Below are 25,039 nucleotides of genomic sequence, written 5' to 3'. Positions count from 1 at the left end.
TGGGGGGGGGGGGCGGCACACCCGTGTGCCGCCGCCCCGAGCGTTTTCTCACGGCGCCCCCCGGCCGTCATGAACGGAATGTTTCCTCCGGCGCAACGCCGTGACGTTCCCGGGAAACACAGGCTTGGCACCGTCACAGGCATCCCGACAGTTCGATGCTCCGCCAGGAGCACGCGACGGAGGAGCCTCCATGGCCACCGCCACTCCACAGGCCGACGCCGCCGACCGACCCAGACTGCGTGCCCTGCTCTCCTTCCGCGGGCGCTACCGCATGCTGCACCTGGCAACGCTCGCGTTCCTCGCCAGCTTCGTGCTGTGGTTCGACATGGCGCCGTTCATCGACGACATCGGCGAGGAGTTCGGGCTCACCGCGGGCCAGAAGGCCACCCTCGCGCTGTGCAACATCGCTCTCACCATCCCGGCGCGCACGCTGATCGGCCTGCTGGTCGACCGGTACGGTCCGCGCCGCGTGTACGGCGCGCTGCTCATCTTCGCGGCGATACCGAACACCATCTTCGCGCTGGCGCAGTCCTATTCGATGCTCGTCGTCAGCCGCCTCATGGTCAGCATCGTCGGCGCCGGCTTCGTGGTCGGCATCCGGCTGGTCGCCGAGTGGTTCCCGAGGCGCGAACTGGGCACCGCCGAGGGCTTCTACGGCGGGTGGGGCAACTTCGGCTCGGCCGCCGCGGCGCTCACGCTGCCGGTGTTCGTCGCGGCGGTCGCGGACGGCGAGGGCGCGTGGCGTTGGGGAGTCGGCTTCGCCGGCGTGCTGGCGGCCGGGTACGGCGTGTTCTTCCTGCTGATGGCGCGCGACGTGCCGGAGGGCAAGACGTACCAGCGCGCCGCCCGCAAGCCGGGGTTGCAGGTCACCAGCCGGCCGGCGGTCTTCGGTCTGATGGCCCTTCAGGTGCCGCTGGCGGTGGCGCTCGGGTTCGTCGTCTACCGCCTCAACGCCGACTTCACGGCGAGCACGCCGACCGGCAAGAAGACGTTCGACGGCGTGATCGGCGACGGTACGGCCGCGGTGTTGTACGCGCTGGTCGCGCTGTGGCTGGCGTACCAGATCTATGCCGTCGTGAAGTCGAACCGCGGGGTCCTGCGCGGCGAGAAGCCGGAGATGGAGAGTTACCGGCTCTCGGCGGTGGGCCTGCTGGCGGTGGCGTACCTGGTCACGTTCGGCGCCGAACTGACCATGGCGGCCTGGCTGCCGAACTTCTTCCGCACGCTGTTCGAGATGGACACCACGACCGCGGCGACCGCCGCGGCGTGCTTCGCGGGCACCAACCTGGTGACGCGGCCCTTCGGCGGCTGGCTGTCGGACCGCACCGGGCGCCGCAAGCTCACGCTGCTCGGCCTGCTGGCCGGATCGTTCCTCAGCTACCTGGTCCTGTGGCGCATCGACGCCGGCTGGCCGGTGTGGCAGAGCGTCGGACTCCTCGCCCTCGCCTCGGTGTTCATCCAGGGCGGCAACGGCGCGGTGTACGCCATCGTGCCGCAGATCCAGCACCGCCAGTCCGGTCAGATCGCCGGCCTCGTGGGCGCGTACGGCAACGTCGGCGGCGTGCTGTTCACCAGCCTGATCTTCCTCCAGGTGGTGCCGCAGACGGTGTTCCTGGTGATCGGCATCGCGGCCCTGGTGGCCGGGCTGTGCTGCCTGCTCCTCCCCGGCGTCGGCGAAGTGCGCCGCGGCGGCACGCCGACGGCCGTGGAGGGTACGGCCGCCCCGGTGCCGGCGGTCACCGGCTGACGCCCCCGCGCAGGACCCGACACCGGTGCAGGATGTCGGCGCACACACCGGGCCCCGACCGCGAGCGATGCGGTCGGGGCCCCGGCGGTTGGCGGCTCAGGCGGCGAGGGTCCGCCCGGACCGCCGCGTCACGCCTCGACCATCGCGCGTCCGCAGGCGTAGGCGATCGGACTGACCAGCTCCCGCGCCTCGGGGAGCCAGCGGTTCGCCTCCGTCGGTTCCCGCGCCCACGTGGCGGTGCCGCTCGGGCCCATCTGCGACGGCGGCGCCACCACGTAGTCGCCGTCGCCCCGGCACACCAGGTCGATCGCGCTCGCACCCCACCCTGCCCGGCGGAGCATTTCCGGCATCTTGTCGCGCGCGCCGGGGAGCACGAAGAACTGCATGCGCCGCGTCGACGTCGCGATGACGGGGCCGACGGCGAGGCCGAGACGTTCGAGACGGGCCAGCGCGAGGCACCCGGCCGGCTCCGGTACGTCGATCACCTCGAACACCCGGCCGGTCGGCAGCAAGATCGCCGAGTCCGGATTCTCCGACCACCAGCGCCGGATCATCGCGGGCCCGCTGGCGGCCTGCGCGGCCCAGTCGCGGTGCAGGGGGTGCGCGCCCGGTGCGCTGCACGCGGGATGGCCGCAGCTGCAACGCCTGCCCGCACCGCCGTCCTCGACGGACGTGCCCGGCACAACGTCCCAGTGGCGGTCCTCCGCGTACCGGACGGCTGTCTCAACGAGCGTGTCGCGGGCCAGCTGCCGGGCTCCAAGGATCTCTTCCACGCCTTCACAACTCCCGGGCGAAGGGTTGGTTACTGGGCACAAGAGCGTTATCGGCGCCCTGGTACGAATCTCACCCGAACGGGAAAGCGCGGTGGCGCGCGAGCCGGGGAGCGGGCCCACACGCAGGGGTGAGAGCGCACGCGGGGCCGCGCGGGGGAACCGCGAAACGCCTGACGGGCCCGTGGCCGGGTGGCCGGGTGGCCGGGTGACCGGGTGACCGGGTGGCCGGGTGACCGAGTGGTCGGGGGCCGGGTGGTCGCGGGGCCGAGCGGTCGGGGGGCCGGGTGGCCGGACCCTAGTGGGTACGGCCGGGCCGTGCCATGCGCGGCCTGGCCCTCTCGTCGGGACCCCGTCTGTCGGGGCGCCCGCGGTGCGCCGCGCCTGCATGCCTCTCCTTCGTGCGCCCGAACGCCAGGAGCAGGGCTCGGGAGGGAGGGCCCGTCGGGGCCGGCTGCCCACCAGGCGTCGCAGCACGCACAGGACCCGCAAGCGACAGCCGAGGTGGGGAAGAGGTCTGCGGCGGGAGGAGTTCGGCGCGGCGGGCTGTCCGCCCGACGCCGGGTCGGCGGATGCCGACCGGCGCAGTGGGGGCGCACGGCAGCAGCGGCGGGGGCGCAGGGTGCCGCGGGCCTATCCGGGCCTGCGATCGACTGGCTACCGTCCGTTACGGACGGCGTGATGGGTGGACCGGCTTCCCGGCAAAGGGAGTTCGTCGCCCCGCGCAGCGGGGGCCGGCACCACCGGGACTCCGGAGCATTCACGGGAGGGGACTCCGATGGCCGCACGGTCGCTCGCGACACGCCAGCCGAACGAGCGCCTGGCCTCGCTGATACAAGAGGCCGGATGCTCCAACGCGGGGCTCGCCAGACGCGTCAACATGTGCGGCGCCGAGCAGGGCATGGACCTGCGCTACGACAAGACGTCCGTGGCCCGCTGGCTCCGCGGCCAGCAGCCGCGCGGCTCGGTGCCGAACCTGATCGCCGAGGCACTCGGCCGCAAGCTCGGCCGCCCCGTCACCGTCGACGAGATCGGCATGGCCGACGGCCGGAGCCTCGCGACCAACATCGGCCTCCAGTTCGCCCCGACGCCCGCCGCCACCGTCGACGTCGTCACCGAGTTGTGGCGCAGCGACGTCAACCGCCGTGACTTCCTGCTGAATTCGTCGGTCGCGGTGGCCGCCCTCGTGGCCCCCAGCCGCGACTGGCTCATCACCGAGCCGGACACCGCGGTCGCACGGATCGGCGGTCCGCGCGTCGGCGCCTCCGACGTCGAGGCGGTATGCGCCACCACCGAGATGCTGTCGGTCCTCGACCACCGGTTCGGTGCCGGCCACATCCGACCGGTGGTCGTGCACTACCTCGGGTCGGTGGTGTCCGGCCTGCTGGGCGGGACGTACTCCGACGACACCGGGCGCGCGCTGTTCGCGGCCGTGTCGCGGCTGACCGAACTGGCCGGGTACATGGCCGTCGACACCGGACAGCCCGGACTCGCGCAGCGCTACTACATCCAGGCCCTGCGGCTCGCGCAGGCGGCGGGGGACCGGCCGTACGGCGGCTACGTACTCGCCGCGGGCATGAGCCACCTCGCCGGGAACCTCGGGAACCCGCGCGAGATAACCCAGTTGGCCCGTGCCGCGCAGGAGGGTTCCAAGTCGGCCGCCACCGGGGAAGGCGCGACGGCGACCACGATGGCGATGTTCCACGCCGCGGAGGCGCGCGGGCACGCGCAGTTGGGGGACGTACGCGCCTGCGAGAGTTCGCTCGCGCGCGCCGAGACCGCGATGGAGCGGTCCCGGCCGGAGGAGGACCCGATCTGGATCTCCCACTTCGACCGCGCCTACCTCGCCGACGAGTTCGCGCACTGCTACCGCGACCTGGACCGCCCCCGGCAGGCCGAGGAGGCGGCCCGTGCGGCGCTGGACGGGCACGCGGAGACGCGCGTACGGCGCCGGGCGGTCGACACGCTGCTGCTGGCCACCGCCCACCTCCAGCAGAGCCGGCTTGACGAGGCGTGCGCGGTCGCGGGCGACGCCTTGGAGTTGGTGACGCGCCTGCACTCGGCGCGCGGCCAGGAGTATCTGCGCGACTTCCAGCGCCGCCTTGTGCCGTACGGATCCGAGCCCGCCGCCCGCGACTTCATGGACGCGGTCCGGGCGGCCCACGAAGGCGAGGACGAGGAGGTGATCTCGGCCTGACGCGCCATCAGATCAACGGCGCCCGTCCACGGCCGCTCCGGGAAGCGGTCGTGTGCGGAAGCTCCTGGGCCCCGCCGCCCCCTGCCGGGTGCGGCGTGTTCCGACCCGAAGCCCAGGCCGCCTGACGGCCCGCGCCCCGTCCCGTGACGCCGCGAAACCGGGACGAGGGCCTGCCGGGCCACGGTGGCTCCCGGCGTCAACGGGGCCGACGCCGGGAGCCACCTGCGGCCCCACGGACAACCGCCGAGACACCTGCGCACCCGCCGCCGGGCTGGGGCCGTACGACCGTTCCCGGACCGTTCCCGCGACCGTGCGCGACCGTCCGAGGCTGCCGGCGACGACCCCGCGGCCACGCCCCGAATGCGGCTGAACGGGCGCGCCGGATGGGCTCTCCGGGTGTCTCCGGCCGAAACTCGTCGCGCCCGAGCCGAACCGCTGTTCGCTTCCTCGGCGTCTCGGCTAGCGTCGAGGGGAACCCACGCGCGAGGAGAGCACGAGATGAGCGGCAGGCCCGGATCCGGAGCGCCCGGCGAGGAGCCCGGCGCGCCGAAGGACGAAGGACTGTCCATCTTCGGGCCGTTGGAGCTGCCGCGCGACGAATCCGGGGGGTACCCGGCGTACGACGAATACGACGGTGCCGGCAACCACGGCCAGAACCCCGGCTACGGCGGCGGCTACGGCGACGCGGGCGGCACCCGGATCGCGACGCCGTCGATGATCGTGCCCCCGGACCCGTCCCAGCCGCCGGCGCCCCCGCCCGGGTACCCCGCCGGACCGCCGCCGGGATACCCGGCCGCGCCCGCCGCACACGGCCACCCGGCACCGCCGGCCCCGCAGGGCTGGCCCGGATCGCCCGCGCCGCAGTACGGCCCTCCGCAGGGGCCTCCGCACTCGGGCACCCCGCACTCTGGCCCGCCGCAGTCGGGCGCCCCGCACTCTGGCCCGCCCGCCGACGACCCGTTCGCCTTGCTCTTCAGGCCGGGGCCGTCCGCGGGCCCGCCTCCCGGCCCGCCGGCCGGTTCCGGATACGCGCAGAGCGGGCCGCCGTACGCCGGCCCCCCGCCGCACGTCTCGGGCCAACCGCAGTACGCGGCACCCGCGATGCCCCCGCGCCACCACGAGTCCGCCCCCGGCTCCGGCCCCGGTTCGCCGCCGGGCGCCGCGCGGCGCCGGGTGATCGTCGGGGGCTCCGTCGCCGCGGTCGCGGTCCTGCTGATCGCGGGTCTCTTCGCGAGCGGCGCGTTCGACGGCGGCGACAAGGCGAAGAACACCGGCGGGGGGTCGGCCGCCCCCACGGCGAGCGGCGCGGCCGTACCACCCCCGACCACCGGCGCCGCGAGCCCCACCGCGACCGCCAAGTCACAGGCGCAGCAGATGGACGAACTGCTGGACGTCAGCGCCGGATCCCGGACCAAGGTCGCGGGCGCGGTGGCGAAGATCGAGCGCTGCGACGACGTGGACACCGCGATCCGCACCCTCGACGACGCGGCCAAGCAGCGCGACCAGCAGATCCAGAAGCTGGGCGCGCTCAAGACCGACCAGATCCCGCGTGGCGACGAACTGGTCGAATGGCTGCGCAAGGCGTGGCAGGCCTCCGCCCGTGCGGACCGGTCGTTCGCGGCGTGGGGCCGGGAGAACGCCAAGGGCGAGTGCGAGGACGGCGACCGCGCCAAGTCCACCGACGACAAGCGCGACGCGAACAAGGCCAGCGGCGAGGCGACCACGGCGAAGGGCAAGGCCGTCGCCATCTGGAACGAGGCCGCCGAGGCGGCCGGCCTCCAGCCCCGCAAGGCGACCGAGATCTGACCGTCCGGCCCGCAAGGGCCGGGTCACGGCGGGTGTTCGAGGCGCGGTCGAGGCGCGGTCGAGGCGGGTCCGGGACACGTTGGACGAGCGTGGGAGCGGGCGCGTACCCCCGTGCCGCGTCCGCTCCCACAGCCGTCGCGCGGCACGCGCACCTGCACCCGCATGACGCGCGGCCGGGAAGTACGCCGCCCCATTGAGGCGTACACCCCGGCCCGTCCCGTCCGCCGCCACGGCAACCACCGCCACCGCGGCCCGTGCGGGCACCGTCCGGGCCGCCGGCGCCGCAACTGCGGCCGCCCGCGAGGCAGTCAGCCCACTTCGGCGACCACGGCCGTACGCAGCCGCACTTCGTACACCGGCAGCGACACCGGCTCGTCGTCCGCGTCCAGGCACAACCCGGTCCGCAGGTCGAACGCCTCCTTGTACATCGGCGACATCACCATCGGCACGCCCTGGCGCGAGCCGAGGATGCCGCGCGAGATGACGTACGCGCCGCTGAACGGATCCCGGTTGCCGACCGCGTACACCGCCCCGTCGTGGTCCGCGAACACCGCCACCTGCTCGCCGTCCACCAGCGCCGCGACGCCGCGTCCGGGGATCAGGTCGGCCAGCCGGCACACCGGCGTCCAGGAGCCGGCCGCGCCGATCTCCACGAGGGTGTCCGGGCCGGCCGCGCGGGCCGCCCCGGCCCGGGCGCCTTCCTGTCGTTCCGCAGCCATGGTCACGAGGTCCTTACCTCCAGGGTCGGGCCGGCGATGAGGCCGGCGGTCGGGCCGTCGACCGAGCCTTCGATCGGGAGGGAGACCCCCTCCTCGCCCGGCCGCGCCGGGCGGATCTGGTCGCGTTCGGCGACGAACGTGACGGTCGGATCGGGTGTGCCCGGGGCGTTCACGAAGGACACGAAGCGCCGCAGCCGCTCCGGGTCCTCCAACGTGGCGCGCCACTCGTCCTCATACGTCTCGACGTGGCGCTGCATCAACTCGTCGAGGTCGTCGCAGATCCCGAGCGAGTCGTCCATGACCACCGCACGCAGGTGGTCGAGGCCGCCCTCCATGCGCTCCACCCACGGCGCGGTCCGCTCCAGGCGGTCCGCGGTGCGGATGTAGAACATCAGGAACCGGTCGATCGTGCGGATCAGCGTCTCGCGGTCGAGGTCCGACGCCAGCAGGTCGGCGTGCCGGGGCGTCATGCCGCCGTTCCCGCCGATGTAGAGGTTCCAGCCGGCCGAGGTGGCGATCACCCCGAAGTCTTTGCTCTGCGCCTCCGCGCACTCGCGCGCACAGCCGGACACCGCCGACTTCAGCTTGTGCGGCGAGCGCAGCCCCCGGTAGCGCAGCTCCAGTTCGATCGCGAGGCCGACCGAGTCCTGCACGCCGTACCGGCACCACGTCTCGCCGACGCACGACTTCACGGTGCGCAGCGCCTTGCCGTACGCGTGCCCCGACTCGAACCCGGCCGCCACCAGCCGCGCCCAGATCAGCGGGAGCTGGTCCACCGACGCACCGAACATGTCGATGCGCTGACCGCCGGTGATCTTCGTGTAGAGGCCGAAGTCGCGGGCGATCTCGCCGATCGTGATCAGCCCCTCCGGGGTGATCTCCCCGCCCGGGATGCGCGGCACCACCGAATACGAGCCGTTGCGCTGGAGGTTCGCCAGGAAGTGGTCGTTGGTGTCCTGGAGCGCCGCCTGCTCGCCGTCGAGGATGTGCCCGTTCGACAGCGACGCCAGGATCGACGCGACCGCCGGCTTGCACACGTCGCAGCCCAGCCCCGTGCCGTGCTCCTCGATCAGCCGCGTGAAGCTGGTGATCCCGCGCACCTGCACGATCTCGAACAACTCCGCACGGGTGTGCTCGAAGTGCTCGCACAGGCCCTTGGCGACCTCCACGCCGTTCGCGGCCAACTCGTCCTGCACGATCGTGGTCAGCATCTTGACGCACGAACCGCAGCCGGTGCCCGCCCGCGTGCACTTCTTGACCGCCGGGACGTCCGCGCAGCCCTGCTCCGCCACCGCCGCCCGGATCGCGCCCTTGGACACGTTGTGGCACGAGCAGACCAGCGCCTCGTCCGGCAGCGCCGAGGCGCCGATCGCCACCGGACCGCCCGCCGACTCCGGCAGCACCAGCTGCTCCGGCGGCGCGGGCAGCGGCGAACCGGCCAGGCACAGCGGGCGCAGCAGGTCGTACGACCCGGCGTCGCCGACCAGCACCCCGCCCAGCAGCCGCCCGTCCGCCGACACGACCAGCTTCTTGTAGACGCCCGCGCGGCTGTTGGAGTACAGCACTTCGAGGCAGCCCTCGGCCGTGCCGTGCGCGTCGCCGAAGCTCGCCACGTCCACACCCAGCAGCTTGAGCTTCGTCGAGGTGTCCGCGCCCGTGAACGCCTTGGAACCGCCCGTCAGTTCGTGCGCGACCGTCTCGGCCATCTGATAGCCCGGCGCGACCAGGCCGTACACCCGGCCGTCGCACGCCAGCGCGCATTCGCCGATCGCCCAGACCGCGGGGTCCGACGTACGGCAGCTCTCGTCCACGACGATGCCGCCCCGCTCGCCCACCGCGAGCCCGCTGTCCCGGGCCAGTTGGTCGCGCGGCCGCACACCCGCCGAGAAGACCACCAGGTCGACGTCGAGCGTCTCGCCGTTCGACAGCGCCATCGTGCGGGCACGGCCGTCCGCGACGCCGATCTCCTGGGTGCCCGCGCCCGCATGCACGGTGACACCCAGCTCCTCGATCTTGCGGCGCAGCGCCTCACCGCCGCCCGCGTCGATCTGAATCGCCATCAGGCGGGGTGCGAACTCCACGACATGCGTGTCCAGGCCCATCGCCCGCAGCGCGCCCGCCGCCTCCAGGCCGAGCAGGCCGCCGCCGACCACCGCGCCGGTCTTGGCGGTTTTCGCCCACGCCTCGATCGCCTCCAGGTCCTCGATGGTCCGGTAGACGAAGCAGCCGTCGGCGTCGTGCCCCGGCACCGGCGGCACGAACGGGTACGAGCCGGTCGCCAGCACGAGCGCGTCGTACCCGAACGTCTCGCCGCTGCGCGCCGTCACCGTCCGCGCCTCGCGGTCCACCGCCACCGCCGGGTCGCCGAGCCGCAGGTCGATGCCGTGCTCGTCCATGAACCCCGCTGGGACCATGGACAGTTCGTCGGCCGACATACCCGAGAAGTACGAGGTCAGGTGGACCCGGTCGTACGCGGCGCGGGGCTCCTCGCACAGCACCGTCACCTGCCAGGCGCCGCCGCCGTCCCGCTCGACCAACGCCTCCAGGAAGCGCTGGCCGACCATGCCGTGGCCGACGAGGACGAGGCGCCGCGCCGCCGGGGCCGTCGAGTTCGCGGAAGTCTGTCCGGACTGTGGGGTGGGGGACTCGATCACTGGGGGGCTCCTTGCGGAATGAGCAGATGCAGGGGGTCCGCGGGGACCGGTTCGTCCCGTTCGTAGGCGTGGGTGAGTGCGCCGACCGTCGCCAGGTCGCCGACGAGAATCGCGCCGACCAGACGGTCGCCGCGCAACACGAGCTTCTTGTACGAGCCGCGGGTGGGATCCGCGAGCCGGATGACGTCGTGCGCGCCGCCCGCCACCGGGTCGACGTCGCCGAACGCCGCGATCTCCACGGGCCCGGCGGTCAGCCGCGCCCCGACCCGCGAACCGGTGTACGCCGCCTCCGCACCGCACAACCGCGCCGCCAGCACGTCCGCCTGCTCCCACGCGGGACCCGACAGACCGTGCACGACACCGCGGTGCTCGGTGCAGTCGCCGATCGCGTAGACGTCCGGCGCACTGGCCGCCATGCCGTCGTCGACGACGATCCCGGTCCGCACCTCCAGACCCGCCGCCCGCGCCAGGCCCACGCGAGGCCGCGCCCCGCAGGCCAGCACCACCAGATCGGCGTCCAGCCGGTAGCCGTTCGCCAGCGTCACGCCCTCCGCACGGTCGGTGCCGTGCAGCGACTTCGCGCGGTTCTCCGCGTACACCGCCACCCCGAGCCGGTCCAGCGCCCGGTGCAGCGCGGCACCGCCGTCCTCGTCGAGATGACGCTCCATCAGGTACGGGGCCTGGTGCACGATTTCGACCGGCAGGCCGAGCGCGGCCAGCGCACGCGCCGCACTCACCCCGAGGATGCCGCCGCCGATCACCACGGCGCGCCGCGCCCCCGGCACCGCCGCCGCGAGCCGCGCACAGTCGGCGAGCGTGCGGAACGCGTGCACGCCCTGCTTGAGTTCGCCGCCCTCACCGGTGTTCGACGTGCAGTGCAGGTTCCTGATCGGCGGCAGCACCGGGTTGGAGCCGGTCGCGAACACCAGCGTGTCGTACCCGGCGATCGACCCGTCCGCCGACTCCAGCGTGCGCGCCGCGGTGTCCACCGCGACCACCTCGACACCCGTGCGCACCTGCGCCGCCGACGACGGCAACCCGATCGTGCCGGCCGGCAGCCGACCGGTCAGCACGTCCGCCAGCAGCGCCCGGTTGTACGGCGCGTACGCCTCGTCGCCGAACAGCGTGACCGCCGCCCCCGGATCGCGCGCGAACAACTGCGCGGCCAACCGGGCGGCGGCCATCCCCGCGCCGACCACGGCTATCTGACGACGGATCACGGCGTACTCCTCACCACGGAGGCCGGCACCGAGGCCTCGGCTCGCTCCACGCGGACCGCGCAGACCTTGAACTCCGGCATGCGCGACGTCGGGTCGAGCGCCGGATTGGTCAGCGAATTCGCCCGGCCCGCACCCGCCCAGTGGAACGGCATGAACACCGTGTCCGACCGGATCGACGCCGTCACCCGGGCCGGCGCCTCGGCACGCCCGCGACGGCTCGTCACCGCCAGCAGGTCGCCCTCGGACACCCCCAGCCGATCGGCCAGATGCGGGTGCAGCTCGACGAACGGCCCGGGGGCCGCCCGGTTCAGCTCCACCACCCGCCGCGTCTGCGCACCCGACTGGTACTGCGCCAGGACCCGCCCGGTCGTCAGATACAGCGGATACTCCGCGTCCGGCTCCTCGGCGGCCGGCCGGTGCGCCACGTCCACGAACCGCGCCCGCCCGTCCGGCGTCGCGAAACGCTCCAGGAACAACCGCGGCGTGCCCGGGTGCGACTCGTCGGGACACGGCCAGAAGACCCCGTCCTCGCGGCGGATCCGGTCGTACGTGATCCCCGCGTAGTCCGCCTGCGCCCCCGCCGTCGCCGCCCGCAACTCCTCGAACACCCTCTCCGGGTCCGTCGGGAACCCGGTGCCCACCCCCAGCCGCGCGGCCAGGTGGTGCAGCGCGAACAGGTCCGTGCGCACCCCCGGCGGCGGCGCCAGCGCCGCCTGCCGCAGGATCACCCGGCCCTCCAGGTTCGTCGTGGTGCCCGTCTCCTCGGCCCACTGCGCGCTCGGCAGCACCACATCCGCCAGCTCCGCCGTCTCCGACAGCACGACGTCGCTCACCACCAGGAAGTCCAGCGACTCCAGACGCTGCGTCACATGCGCGGCCCGCGGCGCCGACACCACCGGGTTCGAGCCCATCACCAACAGCGAGCGCACCTCGGACCCCAGCACGTCCAGGAGTTCGTACGCACTGCGCCCCGGCCCCGGCAGCGACCCCGGGTCGACACCCCACACCGCCGCCACGTGCGCCCGGTCCGCGGCGTCCGTGATCGAGCGGTAGCCGGGCAGCTGGTCGGCCTTCTGCCCGTGCTCCCGCCCGCCCTGCCCGTTGCCCTGCCCGGTCAGGCACCCGTACCCCGAATACGGCCGCCCCGCCTTGCCGGTCGCCAGGCACAGGTTGATCCACGCACCGACCGTGTCCGTGCCCTTGCTCTGCTGCTCGGGCCCCCGCGCGGTCAGCACCATGCCCGTCGGCGCACCCGCGAACATCTCCACCGCACGCCGCATGTCCGGCACCGGCACACCGGTGATCCGCTCCACCCGCTCCGGCCAATGCGCCATGGCCGCCGCCCGCGCCGCCTCGAAGCCGCTGGTCCGCGCGGCCACGAACGCCTCGTCCACATAGCCGTCGGCGATCGCCAGGTGCAGCATGCCCAGCGCCAGCGCCAGGTCCGTACCCGGCACCGGCTGCAGGTGCAGCGTCGCCTGCTCCGCCGTGCGCGTGCGGCGCGGATCGATCACGACCAGCGAACCGCCGTTGTCCGTCAACTCCGTCAGATACCGCAGCGCCGGCGGCATCGTGTCGGCCAGATTGCTGCCCACAACGATCGCGCAGCCCGTCTTCGGGATGTCCTCCAGCGGAAACGGCAGCCCGCGGTCGAGCCCGAACGCCTTGCGGTGCGCCGCAGCGGCCGACGACATACAGAAGCGCCCGTTGTAGTCGATGTTCGACGTGCCCAGCACCACCCGGGCGAACTTGCCCAGCAGGTACGCCTTCTCGTTCGTCAGCCCGCCGCCGCCGAAGACCCCGGCCGCGTCGCGCCCGTACGCCTCCTGCACGGCCCGGAAGCCGTCCGCCACCCGGTCGAGGGCCTCGTCCCAGCCCGCCTCGCGCAGGACTCCGTCACTGCGTACCAGCGGAGCGGACAGACGCACGCCGGTCCGGAGCACCGCGGCGGCGGTACGGCCCTTGCCGCACAACGCCCCCCGGTTCACCGGGAACGCCGGACGTTCCACGACCTCGACGTCCGGTCCCGCCTCGCCCGATCCGGTGGCCGCCACGCCCTCCGCGTGCCCACCGGCCGCCCCCACCCGCAGCCCCATGCCGCACTGCAGCGCGCAGTACGGGCAGTGCGTCTCGGTGACGGCGACCCGCTCGGGCGCCGGGGCGGTGTGTTTCATACCAGTGAGCGTGTCCGCACACCGTTACGCGACCGGGTCACATGTGTTGCGGCGGAGGTACGGCTGTCTCACACCCGCAGGTACCGCACGTGAGCCCGCCGACACCGGGAGAGGCGCTGGGGAGGCCACCCCTAACTCCGGCGTGACCGCCGCGCAACAGCGCGGAAACACATGTCGGGGAGCCTCACGGCATGGGTACAGGGACGGAGTTGGCGGAGCCGCTGGTCGGCTTCACGATCGGCGTGACGGCCGCGCGCCGCCGCGACGAGCTGGTGGCACTCCTCCAGCGCAGAGGCGCCAAGGTCATCGAGGCGCCCACCATGCGCATCGTCCCACTTGGCGACGACACCATATTGCGGAGAGCCACGGAGTCCTGCCTCGTCGGCCCCCTCGACTACGTCGTCGCCACCACCGGCGTCGGCTGGCGGGGCTGGATGAGCGCCGCGGAAGGCTGGGGCATCGGAGCCGAACTGGTCAAGGCGTGCCGGGAAGCCGTCGTGGTCAGCAGAGGCCCCAAAGCCACCGGCGCGGTCCGCGCCGCCGGACTGCGCGAGGTCTACTCGCCCGGCTCCGAGGCCAGCAACGAACTGCTGCACTGGCTCCTCGCCCGCGACCTGCGCGGCCGCCGCATCGCGCTGCAGGAACACGGCGCACCCCTCGAAGGCTTCGCCGCGGCCCTGCGGGAACGCGGCGCGGACGTCATCGTCCTGCCCGTATACCGCTGGGGTCCGCCCGAAGACCCCGGCGCGGTCCGCAAACTCGTCGAGGCCACCGTGCGCCGCGAGATCCACGCGCTCACCTTCACCAGCTCGCCCGCGATCGAGGCGTACCTCGAAAGCGCCGACGAACTCGGCCGACGCGCGGAAGCCCTCGACGCACTGCGGGCCGACGTCCTGCCGGTGTGCATCGGACCCGTATGCGCCCGCCCGCTCCACGACCACGGCATCGAGGCCGTGTGGCCCGAACGCGGACGCCTCGGCGCCCTCGTCCGCACCATCACCGAGGAACTGCCGCTGCGCGCCCGCCGAGAACTGGACACCGGAACGGACCGCCTGGTCCTCCAGGGCAACGCGGTCCTCGTCGACGGACGCACCATCTGGCTGCCACCGGTCCCCGGCGCGGTCCTGCGGGCGCTCGCCGAGAAACCCGGCTGGGTCCTCAGCCGCGCCGAACTCCTGAAGAAGGTGTGGACCGGCGCACGCGCCGACGAACACGCCGTCGAGGCCGCGGTCGCCCGACTGCGCACCGCCCTCGGCCCGCACTCCGGCCTCGTCCGCACCGTCACCAAGCGCGGCTACCGGCTGGCGGTCGACCCGTGACCGACGCACCACCGGCCGGCCCGCGGCCCGGGAACGCTCCGGACCGGGCCGCGCCCCGCACCGCCGCACCGGGCACCGACATCCCGCTCCTCGCCGTCGCGCACGGCACCCGCGACCCCGAAGGCCGCGCCGCCGTCGCCGAACTCCTCGACCTGGTCCGGGCGCTGCGCCCCGGCATCACCGTCGAACTCGGCTACGTCGACGTCGCGGAACCGCTGCTCGCCGACACCCTGGCCCGCATGTCCGGGCCGGTCGTCGCCGTACCGCTGCTCCTCGGCGCGGGCTACCACGTACGCGAGGACATACCCGCGGCCCTCGCCACCGCACCCCAGGTCCAGGCCCGCGTCGCCCGCGTCCTCGGCCCGGACCCGCTCCTCGCCGAAATCCTCGGCGAACGCCTCGCGGCGGCATGGCCGCCCTACTGTCCACAGCCTGTGGACAGTCCGCGGCATGTCCTTGACGGTGGCCCTGATGCCACCGACGCCACCGCAGCCTTCGCCGACTGCCAGGCCATCGTGCTCGCCGCCGCCGGATCCACCGACCCCGGAGCCAACGCCGACACCGCCCGCATGGCCGGCATCCTCGCCGACCGCACCGGACTCCCGGTCGTCCCCTCCTACCTGTGCGCGGGCACCCCCACCCCCGCCGACGCGGTCGCCGCGCTGCGCGCCGAGGGCATCCACAACATCGCCGTGTCCGGCTACCTCATGAGCCCCGGCTACTTCGCCCGCAAAGCCGCCGCCTCCGGCGCCACCGCCACCGCGGCCCCCCTCGGCGCCCACCCCGCCCTGGCCCGCCTCGTCCTCGCCCGCTACGACGAAGTGCTCCGTACCGGCGCGGGGACCGAGACCGGGCCACCCGCCGAACCCACGCCGCTGCGGTCACCCCCTTACGCACGACGCCCATGAGACCGGTCAGCCGGCCCGGTTCGGCCAGGCACCAGCGGTTCGCGCCGGTGGCGCCCGCCAACCGGTGTGGTGCCGGAGCACCGGCCTGAGGCATGATCCTCGGGTGTCCCGGTCCGACCGTTTCGTGACCGGGCGGGGTTACGTTCGCACGACAATCCGGTGAATCCGGCGGCGGGGAGAGGGTGGGGAACGCCACCATGGCACGTATGCGCCAGAACACCGTCCCGTGGTGGCGTTGGCGGGCCCAGGTCCGCTCCTCGCTGCACATGTTCGGCGACCCCGCGTTCCAGCAAGAGTGTTGGCTGCCCGGGCGGGCCGAGTACGGCACCATCACCGACGCCGTCTACCGGCTCGTCGGCGACACCTGGCTCGACCGCTGGTCGGCCGCCACCTACATCGGCCGCATCTTCGTCGACGCCGACGAAGCCGACGCCGTCGACCAGGCCGTCCTCGCCGTCCTGGCGGTACTTCACGAAGTCGGCGAGGACGCGCCGCCCTCCGCGTACCTCACCCACCCCGGCTGGGGCGACGTCGCGCAGAAGGCCCGCGCCGCGCACGAGCGGCTCGCCCGTGCCGACGAGGACGACGCCGACCGACGGCCCGACACACTCGAAGTCCTCCGCATCCGGACCGGCGGGCGCTGACCACCCGCCGCGACGTGCGATCCTGGTGGACTATCCGGTGAGCGCGGGCCCGCCGCGGCGCGCCGCACACCGGCCACCCACGAATCAACGCGCAACCCATGCGAGAAGGAAGGCGCCGGCATGTCCGACCAGCCGCTGAAGCCCGTACTGCCGACGGTCGACGGTGGAACGGTCGGTACCGGCGGAACCGGACCCGCGTCGCGCGACCAATACGTCCTGACACTGTCGTGCCCCGACAAGCGCGGCATCGTCCACGCGGTCGCCAGCTTCCTCATGATGACCGGCTGCAACATCGTCGACAGCCAGCAGTTCGGCGACCGCGACACCGGCCTGTTCTTCATGCGCGTGCACTTCACCGCGGAGGACGCCGTCACCCTCGACGCCCTGCGCGCCGGCTTCGCCGCCGTCGGGGCGTCCTTCCAGATGGACTGGCAGATCCACGACGCCGACTCGCGCATGCGCGTCGTGGTGATGGTCAGCAAGTTCGGCCACTGCCTCAACGACCTGCTCTTCCGCGCCAGCATCGGCGCGCTGCCGGTCGACATCGTCGCCGTCGTGTCCAACCACCGCGACTTCGCGGAACTGTCGGCGTCGTACGGCGTGCCGTTCCACCACATCCCGGTCACCCGCGACACCAAGCCCGAGGCCGAGGCCCAGCTCCTCGCCCTGGTCCGCGACCTCGACGTGGAACTGGTCGTCCTGGCCCGCTACATGCAGGTCCTGTCCAACGACCTGTGCAAGGAGCTGGAGGGGCGGGCCATCAACATCCACCACTCCTTCCTGCCGAGCTTCAAGGGCGCCAAGCCGTACCACCAGGCGCACGCCCGCGGCGTCAAGCTCATCGGCGCCACCGCCCACTACGTCACCGCCGACCTCGACGAAGGCCCGATCATCGAGCAGGAGGTCGAGCGCGTCGACCACGCGGTCACGCCCGAACACCTCGTCGCCGTCGGCCGCGACGTCGAGTGCCAGGCACTCTCCCGCGCCGTCAAGTGGCACTCCGAGCACCGCGTGCTGCGCAACGGCAGCAGGACCGTCGTCTTCGCCTGACCGGTCGCAGCCACGTACCCGGTCCGGGAGCGCGGCCGGGTTCCGGCGGCGCGACCGGGTCCGGCAGCGCCCCGGGTCCCGCGGCGCGCCCCCGGCTCAGTGCCGTGCGGAACCCGCGACCAGCGCCGCCACCCCGATCAGGCCCGCCACCGCCCCCAGCGTCCAGCCCGCCCGCGCCCCCAACTGCGGGAGCCGGGCGGACTCGGCGGGGTCCCGGCGCGACACGGTGAGCCCCCGCCCGCCGAGCACCGGCGTACCGTCACGGCCCCGGGTGATCTGCCCGGTGAGGTAGACGCGTTCGCCCGGCAGCAGCACGACCTCGGTCCGATCCAACCGCGAGGACCGCCGCATGCGCCGCGCACCCGGCGCGAAGTCCACCGCTATCGCGCCACCGGACGACGGGATCCCGCTCACGCTGTCGCGGACCGACACCGGCAGATGGCCCACCCGCAGGCCCGCCGGGTCAACCCGGACCGCGCCGGTGTCGTCGCGTACCAGGAACGGCCTTTGCGACGACTGGGTTTCGGTACGCCCGCGCCCGCGCCGCGCGGGCCGTATCTCCCCGTGGTGCAGCGGCCCGTCGCCGTCGAAGTCGCGCACCCGGTCGTTGTCCCGCTCCACCCAGTACTCGACGATTGTGCTGGTGAACCACACGCACGAGCGGCCGGAGACCGGCGCGTACACCAGCGTCTCCGAAAGCGGTTCGACAACCCCGGACACGACCGCCCGGCCGCGGCGGTTCGGGACATCGGCGCAGGCCAGCCGGGTGGCATGGGCCGATCGGGTACCCAGCCGCGCGAGCGTGACCGCCACGAGGGCGACCACCAACGCGATGACCCCGACAGTGACCATGTGACCTCAACATACGCGGATCACCCGGACGGTGTCACGAAGATCTACGCGCGAAAATCCAGCCCGCCGACCACCCCCGGGAACCCGCCGCGACCACCCCGCGAGCGGGCGAAAACCCTTTGCGGACACACCGCATGGCATGGCTACATGGACCACGTCAGCAGTCCGGCGCGGCTCCGGACCACCTCCGTGGCAGCCGCGCTTCCAGGAAAGGAGCGGTCCGGTGCGGTTCCGCGAACAAGGCCGACGCCCCTCCGGCAGGTGCGGCGCCTCGGCCCGACGCAGGTAACCCCGTTCCGCTCCTTTCCGCGACCGCCATCCCACGGCGGTCGCACCGAGGGGCCGCCCCGGCAGCGCCGGGTGCACGGTCCGGCCGCAGGCCGGGACGGCCCCTCACCCTCACCGCCGTTCCGGCCTACGGACTCACCGGCTGCCGCCGGCCACGTCCGATCTCCCCGGGTACGGCCCCACCGACTTCGGGCCCGCCACGGCGCCCTACCGCACGCCTGCGGACGTGGCAGAGACTTGTTGTATCCATCTGGAGTTGAAGACACATGACGTACACCGAAGTACCCGGCGCGCACGACGTCCCGATCAAGATGTGGACCGATCCCGCGGCGGTCGAAGGCAAGGCCATGGACCAGCTGCGCAACATCAGCACGCTCCCGTGGCTGCACGGCCTCGCCGTCATGCCCGACGTCCACTACGGCCTCGGCGCCACTGTCGGCTCGGTCATCGCGATGAAGGACGCGGTCTGCCCCGCCGCGGTCGGCGTCGACATCGGCTGCGGTGTCTCGGCGGTACGCACGTCGCTGACCGTGAACGACCTTCCCGACGACTTGGCCCCGCTGCGTTCGCAGATCGAGGCGGCGGTCCCGGTCGGCTACAACGCGCACCGTGACGCGGTGGATGTCGGCAAGCTCCCGGGCCTTGACACGAAGGCGGTCGACGACCTCTGGAGCGGCTTCGACGACCTCGCGCCCGAGGTGCACGCCCGCCGGACACGTGCCGCAATTCAGCTCGGATCGCTCGGATCGGGCAATCACTACCTTGCGCTCAATTCGGACATTTCGGGCGTCATTTGGCTTGAGCTCCACTCGGGGTCGCGGAACATCGGCAAGGAACTCGCGGAGCACCACATCGGCGTCGCGCGGTCGCTCTCGCACAACCAGGGCCTCGTGGACCGCGACCTCGCGGTGTTCCTGGCGAGCACGTCCGAAATGGACGCGTACCGCCGGGACCTCTACTGGGCCCAGGAGTACGCGCGGCTCAACCGGGAGGTCATGCTCGGGCTCTACGAGCGGGTCGTGCGGGACCACTTCCGCAAGCGGAAGGTCACGTTCGACCAGCGCATCTCGTGCCACCACAACTACGTGTCCGAGGAGACGTACGACGGTGTGGACCTCCTGGTCACGCGGAAGGGCGCGATCCGGGCTGGCAAGGGAGACCTCGGCGTCATCCCCGGGTCGATGGCCGCGGGTTCGTTCATCGTGCGTGGGCTCGGAAACGCGAACGCGTTCAACTCGGCGTCACACGGGGCCGGTCGGAAGATGAGCCGGAACGCGGCGAAGAAGCACTTCACGGTGCGGGATCTTGCCGCGCAGACCCAGGGCGTCGAGTGCCGCAAGGATGCCGGGGTGCTGGACGAGATTCCGGGCGCGTACAAGAACATCAAGCAGGTTATGCGCCAGCAGGAGGACCTGGTGGAGGTGGTGACGCACCTCAAGCCCCTCATCACGGTGAAGGGCTGAGGGACCGAGGGGCCTGAAGGGGGGCGGTCGGCCGATGCGGCCGACCGCCCTCCGTCACTCCGGGAAGCGCACGCGCGGCTTTGCCGGACCGAGGAGCCGCCATGCGCGCATCACGCAGCTCCGCTCGGTGCGGTCGAGCAGAGTCGCCGCGACGGCGGGCGCATGTGCGACGACGACTGCATCCTCTTCGGCCGTCCAACTGCGTCGGGAGCTGCGCGCCCGCATGCCTTCCGGCCTCCGCCACGTGCGCACGTCCCGTGCCGAGCGGGCCTTGCGTTGTAGCGCGAGCGCCCCTTCGTAGTAGAGGTGTTCGGCAAGCGCGGGCGCGGGATCGCCCAGGTACAGGATGTTGTAGATGCCATCCCTGCGGTTGCGGCCCGGGTTGCGCACCGCACCGCTGACTTCGCGGCAGAACTCCACGAAGTAGTCCTTGATCGCGTCGCTCGACGTCGTCAGGCTCACGAACGGCAGTCCTTTCGCGGTGAATCCCACCGAGCCGTCCGCGTCGACGAGGCCCCGTACGTAGTCCCGCGCTTGGTGTGGACTTGTCGGCGGCCTGATGATCTTCGACTTCTTCCCGTAGGGCATGCCAAGCGCGAACAGCATCGTCCGCCCCTCGAACGAGTACATGGTCCACGTGCTCGCCTGGTGGTTGTCCTTGAAGTTGGTGTTGCGCGTACGGTCACGCACGCTGCTCCGGTACGGGCACAACTCCTGGAACCGCAGCAGGATTTCGCGATCGGTTCGGGAGAGCTCGACGGCCAGCTGCCCCTTGTCACCGGAGCCTGCGGACAGGGTGCCGTCGGCCTGGAGGAAGCCGAACATGTAGGAGTACTCGGGCTGGGTGAGGTCCATGAATCTCATGGCCCAACCGTCGTGCGCGAACGTGTGTTCGTCCCGCGAAACCGACGCGGATCACCTGTTCGGGGTAACTGTCGGCGTGGCGTCTTGCGTCAGGTGCGGCGCAGGGTGCCCTCGGGGTTGCCGGAGCCGGTGCTCGTGATGACGCAGTGGACGGTGTTGCCGGCGGGGTCGAGTTTCAGGGTGATCTGACCGCCGTTGGAGCACGCGGGCATCCCGAGGAGGCTGGGCTGCGGGCGGCCGTCCGGGACGTCCTGGAGTTTGACGACTCCGTTGTCGACGGAGATCAGCCGGGAGTTGCTGGTGCAGTCCGATTCCAACTCGGGGATGTCGGCGCTGGATTCGGCGACCACGCCCTTGTCGTTCGCCTGGTGCATCGTGATGGTGAAGGTCGACTCCCGGGAGCCCTGGCTGATGATGGTTCCGGTCCACTTGCCCAGGTAGCCGTCGGGGATCTTGGCCGCGGCGTTGCCCGTGCTCGGGCCGGGGGCGGTGCCGCCGGTGGGACCGGCGGTGCCCGGAGGCGAGGCGGTCCCACCGGAGCCGGAGTCGGCGGGGGACTGGGGTGTGGCCTGCGGGCTCCGGGTGTCGGCGGGCGCCGACGGCGCCTTCGGGGTGTCCTTGTCCGCGGCGTCGGAGCGGGCGATCAGGGCCGAGGTGCTGATGATGGCGATCGCGCCCGCGATCGCGGAGAGGTAGAGCCACGGTGTTCCGCGTCTCTCGCCCTTCGCGCGGGCCGGGAACGGCTCGGGGGCCGGGTATTGGTCGTACCGGGCACCCGATGGCGGCGGTGCGGCGGGCGCGCTCGCGAAAACCGGCACCGGGGCGGTCGCGGACTCGCGGGACGGAGCCGGCCCGCCGGGAGGCTGCGGCGGCGCGGCGGGCGCAGGCGCCGCCGGGGGGAACGCCGGGGCCGCGGGCCGCGGTGCGGCGGACGGCATGCGCGGGACGGCTCCGGTTTGCGGCGCGACCTGGGGTGCGACCCGCGGCATCGGCGGTGGGGTGCGCGGTCCGTGCTGTGACGGCGGCTGCGTCTCGTCGTAGCGCGAGGGCGGCTGCGTCGGTGCCGTCTTGAGGGACGGCCAGTGGTCGGCCGACGTCCAGTCCTCGGGAGGTGCAATGTCGTCGCCGGCGAGTTCGTCGATCTCCAGGAGGGCGATGGCGCGGCGGCTCAGGTCGGTGGTGAGTGGTCCGGGCAGCCAGCCGGGGGCGACGAGGGCGGCGGTGGAGCCGCCGGGGGCGAAGTGCGCGAGGAGTTCCTGCGGGCTCGGCCGGTTGCCGGCGAACTTGGCCAGGCAGGCGGATATGAGGTCGCGCAACGCCGGGGGCACGGCGCCGAGTTCGGGGGACTTCGAAACGATGCGGAACATCAGTGCCTGTCCGCTGCCGGCGCCGAAGGGCCCTTCCGCGGTGGCCGCGAAGACCAGTACGGATCCGAGTGAGAAGACGTCGGTCGCGGGGCCGACGTCGCGGCCGTCGATCTGTTCGGGGGACATGAAGCCCGGTGAGCCGACGGTGGCGCCGGTACGGGTGTGCACGCTCGCGTCCAGGGCCCGCGAGATGCCGAAGTCGATGACGCGCGGCCCGTCGAGCGACAGGAGCACGTTGGTCGGCTTGAGGTCGCGGTGGATGAGCCCGGTGCCGTGGATGGCGATGAGCGCCTCGGCGAGGCCCGCGCCCAGGGTGCGCACCGACGATTCGGGCAGCGGCCCGTGCCGTTCGACGGCCTCGTACACGGAGGGTCCGGCGACGTAGCCGGTGACCAGCCACGGGCGGGACGCCTCGGTGTCGGCGTCGATGACGGGGGCGGTCCAGGCGCCGCCGACGCGTCGCGCGGCGGCGACCTCGCGGCGGAAGAGGTTGCGGAAGCCGACGTCGTCGGACAGTTCGGGGCGGATCACCTTGACGGCGACCGTGCGTCCCCCGGGGCTGCGCGCCAGGTACACGCGCCCCATGCCCCCCGCGCCGAGTACGCGCAGCAGGCGGTAGCCGCCGATCTCCCTCGGGTCGTCCCGGTCAAGCGCTCGCACCCGGCATGCCCCCTTGTCTCCCCCGATCGTCCCGACGCTCCCCGCGGCACCACGGGTGAGGATACGTCGCTCGGGGGTCGGGGCGCTTACCGTCCGGATCACGCCGTCCGCCGGTACGCGTCGGACGGGGCCGCGGAGGGCGGTCGCCGGGGCCCCGTGCGGTGCCGGACCGGGCCGTGGGAGGTGTCCGTACGACTCCCGAAGTCGCCGCCGGGTGCCCGGAGATCGCTCCGGGGTGCCGGACGGCGGCGGTGTGCGGGTGCTCCCGTGACCCGCGCACCCCGCCGCCGTCCGGGGTCCGTCGGCGGCGGTCCCGGTACGTGCGTACCCGCGGATTCCGGCCGCCCCGCAGCCGCCGCCCGGGCTCAGGTACGAGCCGCCGAGGCCAGCAAAAGCGACAGCTAACTGCAAATCAGAACGTAACCGGCATCTCGGCCAGGCCGCGGATGAAAGAGCTGGGGTGGTGGTGCAGCGTTGCCCCCTCCTCCAGTGCGAGGTCCGGCAGCCGCTTGAGGATCTCCTCGAACGCCACCTTGATCTCCAGCCGCGCGAGCGCCGCGCCGAGGCAGAAGTGCGGTCCGTTGCCGAACGCGAGGTGGTTGTTCGGGGTGCGGAACGCGTCGAACACCTCGGGGTCGGGGAAGATCTCCGCGTCGCGGTTGGCGGCGCCGTACAGGAGCATCACGGTCTCGCCGGCCGGGATGGTGACCCCGTGCAGCTCGACGTCCTGGGTGGTCTGCCGGGCCATGTTGACCACCGGCGAGACCCAGCGCAGGCATTCCTCGACCGCGCCCGGGACGAGCGAGGGGTCGGTGCGCAGCTTCTCCATCTGGTCCGGGTGTGCGACGAGTTGTGCGAGGCCGCCGGATATGACGTTGCGGGTGGTCTCGTTCCCGCCGACGAGGAGCAGCAGGGACTCGCCGATCAGTTCGCTGAAGTCCAGTTTCTCGCCGTCGATTTCGGCGTGCACGAGGATGCCGATGAGGTCGTCGGTGCCGGGGTTCTCGCGGCGGTTCTCGATGACCTTGGTGGTGTACTCGACGTACTCGGTGAACGCTTCGCCGGCCTTGTAGCTCAGTTCGCCGCCGTCGGAGAGCATGACCATGACGTCGGCCCAGTGCTGGAGCTGGTCGAGGTGGTCGTGGTCGACGCCGAGCATCTCGCCGATCATCGTCATGGGCAGCGGGGCGGCGAACTGGCGTACCAGGTCCGCCTTGCGCTCGGGCTGGGCGAGCATGCGCGCGATGAGCGTGGTGACGATCTCGCGGACGTGGTCCTCCATGGCCGCGATCTGCCGCATGGTGAAGCCCTTGGAGACGAGCTTGCGGCGGCGGAAGTGCTGCGGGTCGTCCGAGTCGATCATGGACGGCTGCGGTCCGACCTTGGGGCGCGAGCCCGCGGCGGACGAGAAGATGTCGGGGCTGCGCTCGGCCATCAGGACGTCGGCGTGCCGGGTGAGCCCCCAGACGCCGGCCTCCTCGCTGTAGTACACGGGCGCGTTCTCGCGCAGCCAGGCGTAGTCGGCGTACGGGTCGCCCGCGTACCAGTCGCGGTCGAGCAGGTTGATGCGGCGCTGGGGCTCTGTCATCGTCGGGCCTCCGTGGCGGGTCACAGGTGTCACGTGTCGTGCGGCGGCGGGGCGCGCGCCCCGGGGCCGCAGGGCGGGTTGGACCTACAGCACCAGCCGTACGGCGGTGCGCATCAGGTCCTGCACTTCCTCGGTGCTGCGTCCCCGGTGCGACAGGCTCAGCAGGCCGGAGAGCAGCACGTGCCCGAGGACGGTCTGCAGGTCGGCGATGTGCGCCTGCTCCTCGGCGGTCGCGGGTACGCCGAGGGCCAGGTCGGTGATGCGCACGATGGTGCCCGCGAAGGTGCGCTGCGACGACTCCGCAGACGGGTCGCGCGAGGTCGCCGCCTGGAGGATCGCCTCGGTGAGGAGCTTGTTCTCGGCGCTGACCTCGACGAGGCGGCAGAGCATGGTGGCGAGCCTCCCGGCGCCGTCGTCCGGCAGGTACTGGTCGGTGAGGCCGTCGATGACCTGGCCGATCCACAGCGCGGAGACCTCGGACAGCAGGTGGTCCTTGGAGGTGAAGTAGCGGTAGACCGTGGCCCGTGCCACCCCGGCGCGGTCCGCGACGTCGTGCATGGTCACGGATGCGTAGCCGCCCTCGGCGGCGAGTTCGAGGGCCGCCCTGACCAGGCGTTCGCGCCGCGCCTGCTGGTCGCGGGTGAGGGCGCGGGTCAGGGTGATGGTGGTGTTGGACGGGGCCATGGTGCGATCTTGCCTCCGGATGAGACTGAAGTCTAGTCTGACGTCTCGTCAGATCCAGTGCACGT

18 protein-coding genes are annotated in these 25,039 nt (G+C 72.7%); 8 read left to right on the top strand and 10 right to left on the bottom strand.

All coding sequences use genetic code 11. The features are described 5' to 3' along the window. Positions 1 to 190: 190 nt before the first annotated feature. Positions 191 to 1,747: an MFS transporter gene (locus ACWD12_RS03715; RefSeq protein ID WP_450098134.1), complete on the top strand. Its 1,557-nt coding sequence runs from the start codon at positions 191 to 193 to the stop codon at positions 1,745 to 1,747. A gap of 128 nt (positions 1,748 to 1,875) precedes the next feature. Here the strand turns inward: ACWD12_RS03715 and ACWD12_RS03710 are convergent, their stop codons facing one another. Then, positions 1,876 to 2,520 (bottom strand): bifunctional DNA primase/polymerase, encoded by a 645-nt coding sequence (locus ACWD12_RS03710; protein ID WP_358363122.1) that lies wholly within the window; start codon positions 2,518 to 2,520, stop codon positions 1,876 to 1,878. A 775-nt stretch (positions 2,521 to 3,295) separates the two neighbouring features. On the opposite strand from ACWD12_RS03710, the gene ACWD12_RS03705 reads away from it, so the two are divergent. Then, positions 3,296 to 4,714: a transcriptional regulator gene (locus ACWD12_RS03705; RefSeq protein ID WP_450098133.1), complete on the top strand. Its 1,419-nt coding sequence runs from the start codon at positions 3,296 to 3,298 to the stop codon at positions 4,712 to 4,714. Positions 4,715 to 5,212: 498 nt separating this feature from the next. After that, the gene (locus tag ACWD12_RS03700) at positions 5,213 to 6,520 is read left to right on the top strand and encodes a hypothetical protein (RefSeq protein WP_450098132.1); all 1,308 of its coding nucleotides are present in this window, start codon (positions 5,213 to 5,215) and stop codon (positions 6,518 to 6,520) included. A gap of 308 nt (positions 6,521 to 6,828) precedes the next feature. On the opposite strand, the gene nirD is transcribed toward ACWD12_RS03700, so the two are convergent. The 4 genes from nirD to ACWD12_RS03680 all read right to left on the bottom strand — a co-directional run bounded on the left by nirD (position 6,829) and on the right by ACWD12_RS03680 (position 13,287). Continuing rightward, positions 6,829 to 7,239 (bottom strand): nitrite reductase small subunit NirD, encoded by a 411-nt coding sequence (nirD, locus tag ACWD12_RS03695; protein WP_358363127.1) that lies wholly within the window; start codon positions 7,237 to 7,239, stop codon positions 6,829 to 6,831. Between the two features lie 2 nt (positions 7,240 to 7,241). After that, positions 7,242 to 9,803, bottom strand: coding sequence for a nitrite reductase large subunit NirB (gene nirB, locus ACWD12_RS03690; RefSeq protein WP_450098209.1), 2,562 nt, complete (start codon positions 9,801 to 9,803; stop codon positions 7,242 to 7,244). Positions 9,804 to 9,889: 86 nt separating this feature from the next. Continuing rightward, positions 9,890 to 11,113 (bottom strand): NAD(P)/FAD-dependent oxidoreductase, encoded by a 1,224-nt coding sequence (locus tag ACWD12_RS03685; protein ID WP_450098131.1) that lies wholly within the window; start codon positions 11,111 to 11,113, stop codon positions 9,890 to 9,892. Continuing rightward, positions 11,110 to 13,287, bottom strand: a complete 2,178-nt coding sequence (locus ACWD12_RS03680; RefSeq protein ID WP_450098130.1) for a molybdopterin oxidoreductase family protein — start codon at positions 13,285 to 13,287, stop codon at positions 11,110 to 11,112. Before ACWD12_RS03680 ends, ACWD12_RS03685 begins: the two co-directional genes overlap by 4 nt. 191 nt (positions 13,288 to 13,478) lie before the next feature. Between ACWD12_RS03680 and ACWD12_RS03675 the strand changes: the two genes are divergently transcribed. From ACWD12_RS03675 to purU, 4 genes are all read left to right on the top strand, one after another. Further along, positions 13,479 to 14,606 (top strand): uroporphyrinogen-III synthase, encoded by a 1,128-nt coding sequence (locus ACWD12_RS03675; protein ID WP_450098129.1) that lies wholly within the window; start codon positions 13,479 to 13,481, stop codon positions 14,604 to 14,606. After that, the gene (locus ACWD12_RS03670) at positions 14,603 to 15,514 is read left to right on the top strand and encodes a sirohydrochlorin chelatase (protein ID WP_450098128.1); all 912 of its coding nucleotides are present in this window, start codon (positions 14,603 to 14,605) and stop codon (positions 15,512 to 15,514) included. The genes ACWD12_RS03675 and ACWD12_RS03670 overlap by 4 nt, the downstream gene beginning before the upstream one ends. A 197-nt stretch (positions 15,515 to 15,711) precedes the next feature. Further along, positions 15,712 to 16,158, top strand: coding sequence for an SCO4402 family protein (locus tag ACWD12_RS03665; protein ID WP_435839191.1), 447 nt, complete (start codon positions 15,712 to 15,714; stop codon positions 16,156 to 16,158). 120 nt (positions 16,159 to 16,278) lie between these two features. Further along, positions 16,279 to 17,208: a formyltetrahydrofolate deformylase gene (gene purU / locus ACWD12_RS03660; RefSeq protein WP_358363138.1), complete on the top strand. Its 930-nt coding sequence runs from the start codon at positions 16,279 to 16,281 to the stop codon at positions 17,206 to 17,208. A 96-nt stretch (positions 17,209 to 17,304) separates the two neighbouring features. Here the strand turns inward: purU and ACWD12_RS03655 are convergent, their stop codons facing one another. Next, positions 17,305 to 18,060: a GIDE domain-containing protein gene (locus ACWD12_RS03655; protein WP_450098127.1), complete on the bottom strand. Its 756-nt coding sequence runs from the start codon at positions 18,058 to 18,060 to the stop codon at positions 17,305 to 17,307. 554 nt (positions 18,061 to 18,614) lie between these two features. On the opposite strand from ACWD12_RS03655, the gene ACWD12_RS03650 reads away from it, so the two are divergent. Continuing rightward, a complete protein-coding gene (locus ACWD12_RS03650) occupies positions 18,615 to 19,811 on the top strand; it encodes an RtcB family protein (protein ID WP_450098126.1) in 1,197 nt (398 codons plus the stop codon). Positions 19,812 to 19,865: 54 nt separating this feature from the next. Here the strand turns inward: ACWD12_RS03650 and ACWD12_RS03645 are convergent, their stop codons facing one another. From ACWD12_RS03645 to ACWD12_RS03630, 4 genes are all read right to left on the bottom strand, one after another. Continuing rightward, the gene (locus ACWD12_RS03645) at positions 19,866 to 20,675 is read right to left on the bottom strand and encodes a hypothetical protein (protein WP_450098125.1); all 810 of its coding nucleotides are present in this window, start codon (positions 20,673 to 20,675) and stop codon (positions 19,866 to 19,868) included. Between the two features lie 89 nt (positions 20,676 to 20,764). Continuing rightward, complete coding sequence (locus ACWD12_RS03640; RefSeq protein ID WP_450098124.1) at positions 20,765 to 22,702, bottom strand: protein kinase domain-containing protein; 1,938 nt, start codon at positions 22,700 to 22,702, stop codon at positions 20,765 to 20,767. Between the two features lie 412 nt (positions 22,703 to 23,114). Beyond that, complete coding sequence (locus ACWD12_RS03635; RefSeq protein WP_450098123.1) at positions 23,115 to 24,290, bottom strand: cytochrome P450; 1,176 nt, start codon at positions 24,288 to 24,290, stop codon at positions 23,115 to 23,117. An 84-nt stretch (positions 24,291 to 24,374) separates the two neighbouring features. Beyond that, positions 24,375 to 24,974 carry a TetR/AcrR family transcriptional regulator gene (locus tag ACWD12_RS03630; RefSeq protein WP_358362474.1) on the bottom strand — a complete coding sequence of 200 codons (600 nt, stop codon included), beginning with the start codon at positions 24,972 to 24,974 and terminating at the stop codon, positions 24,375 to 24,377. Between the last annotated feature and the right edge of the window lie 65 nt (positions 24,975 to 25,039).

Source organism: Streptodolium elevatio (assembly GCF_053592165.1).
The sequence above is the reverse complement of the archived record's forward strand: the minus strand, read 5'-3'. Positions and strand labels throughout refer to the sequence as shown.

What these genes read in the sequence shown, in the direction of transcription:
- ACWD12_RS03715 (WP_450098134.1), top strand. Translation starts at nt 191, where the DNA reads ATGGCCACCGCCACTCCACAGGCCGACGCCGCCGACCGACCCAGACTG.
- ACWD12_RS03705 (WP_450098133.1), top strand. Translation starts at nt 3,296, where the DNA reads ATGGCCGCACGGTCGCTCGCGACACGCCAGCCGAACGAGCGCCTGGCC.
- ACWD12_RS03700 (WP_450098132.1), top strand. Translation starts at nt 5,213, where the DNA reads ATGAGCGGCAGGCCCGGATCCGGAGCGCCCGGCGAGGAGCCCGGCGCG.
- nirD (WP_358363127.1), bottom strand. Translation starts at nt 7,239, where the DNA reads ATGGCTGCGGAACGACAGGAAGGCGCCCGGGCCGGGGCGGCCCGCGCG.
- nirB (WP_450098209.1), bottom strand. Translation starts at nt 9,803, where the DNA reads ATGGTCGGCCAGCGCTTCCTGGAGGCGTTGGTCGAGCGGGACGGCGGC.
- ACWD12_RS03680 (WP_450098130.1), bottom strand. Translation starts at nt 13,287, where the DNA reads ATGAAACACACCGCCCCGGCGCCCGAGCGGGTCGCCGTCACCGAGACG.
- ACWD12_RS03675 (WP_450098129.1), top strand. Translation starts at nt 13,479, where the DNA reads ATGGGTACAGGGACGGAGTTGGCGGAGCCGCTGGTCGGCTTCACGATC.
- ACWD12_RS03665 (WP_435839191.1), top strand. Translation starts at nt 15,712, where the DNA reads ATGGCACGTATGCGCCAGAACACCGTCCCGTGGTGGCGTTGGCGGGCC.
- purU (WP_358363138.1), top strand. Translation starts at nt 16,279, where the DNA reads ATGTCCGACCAGCCGCTGAAGCCCGTACTGCCGACGGTCGACGGTGGA.
- ACWD12_RS03655 (WP_450098127.1), bottom strand. Translation starts at nt 18,060, where the DNA reads ATGGTCACTGTCGGGGTCATCGCGTTGGTGGTCGCCCTCGTGGCGGTC.
- ACWD12_RS03650 (WP_450098126.1), top strand. Translation starts at nt 18,615, where the DNA reads ATGACGTACACCGAAGTACCCGGCGCGCACGACGTCCCGATCAAGATG.
- ACWD12_RS03645 (WP_450098125.1), bottom strand. Translation starts at nt 20,675, where the DNA reads ATGAGATTCATGGACCTCACCCAGCCCGAGTACTCCTACATGTTCGGC.
- ACWD12_RS03635 (WP_450098123.1), bottom strand. Translation starts at nt 24,290, where the DNA reads ATGACAGAGCCCCAGCGCCGCATCAACCTGCTCGACCGCGACTGGTAC.
- ACWD12_RS03630 (WP_358362474.1), bottom strand. Translation starts at nt 24,974, where the DNA reads ATGGCCCCGTCCAACACCACCATCACCCTGACCCGCGCCCTCACCCGC.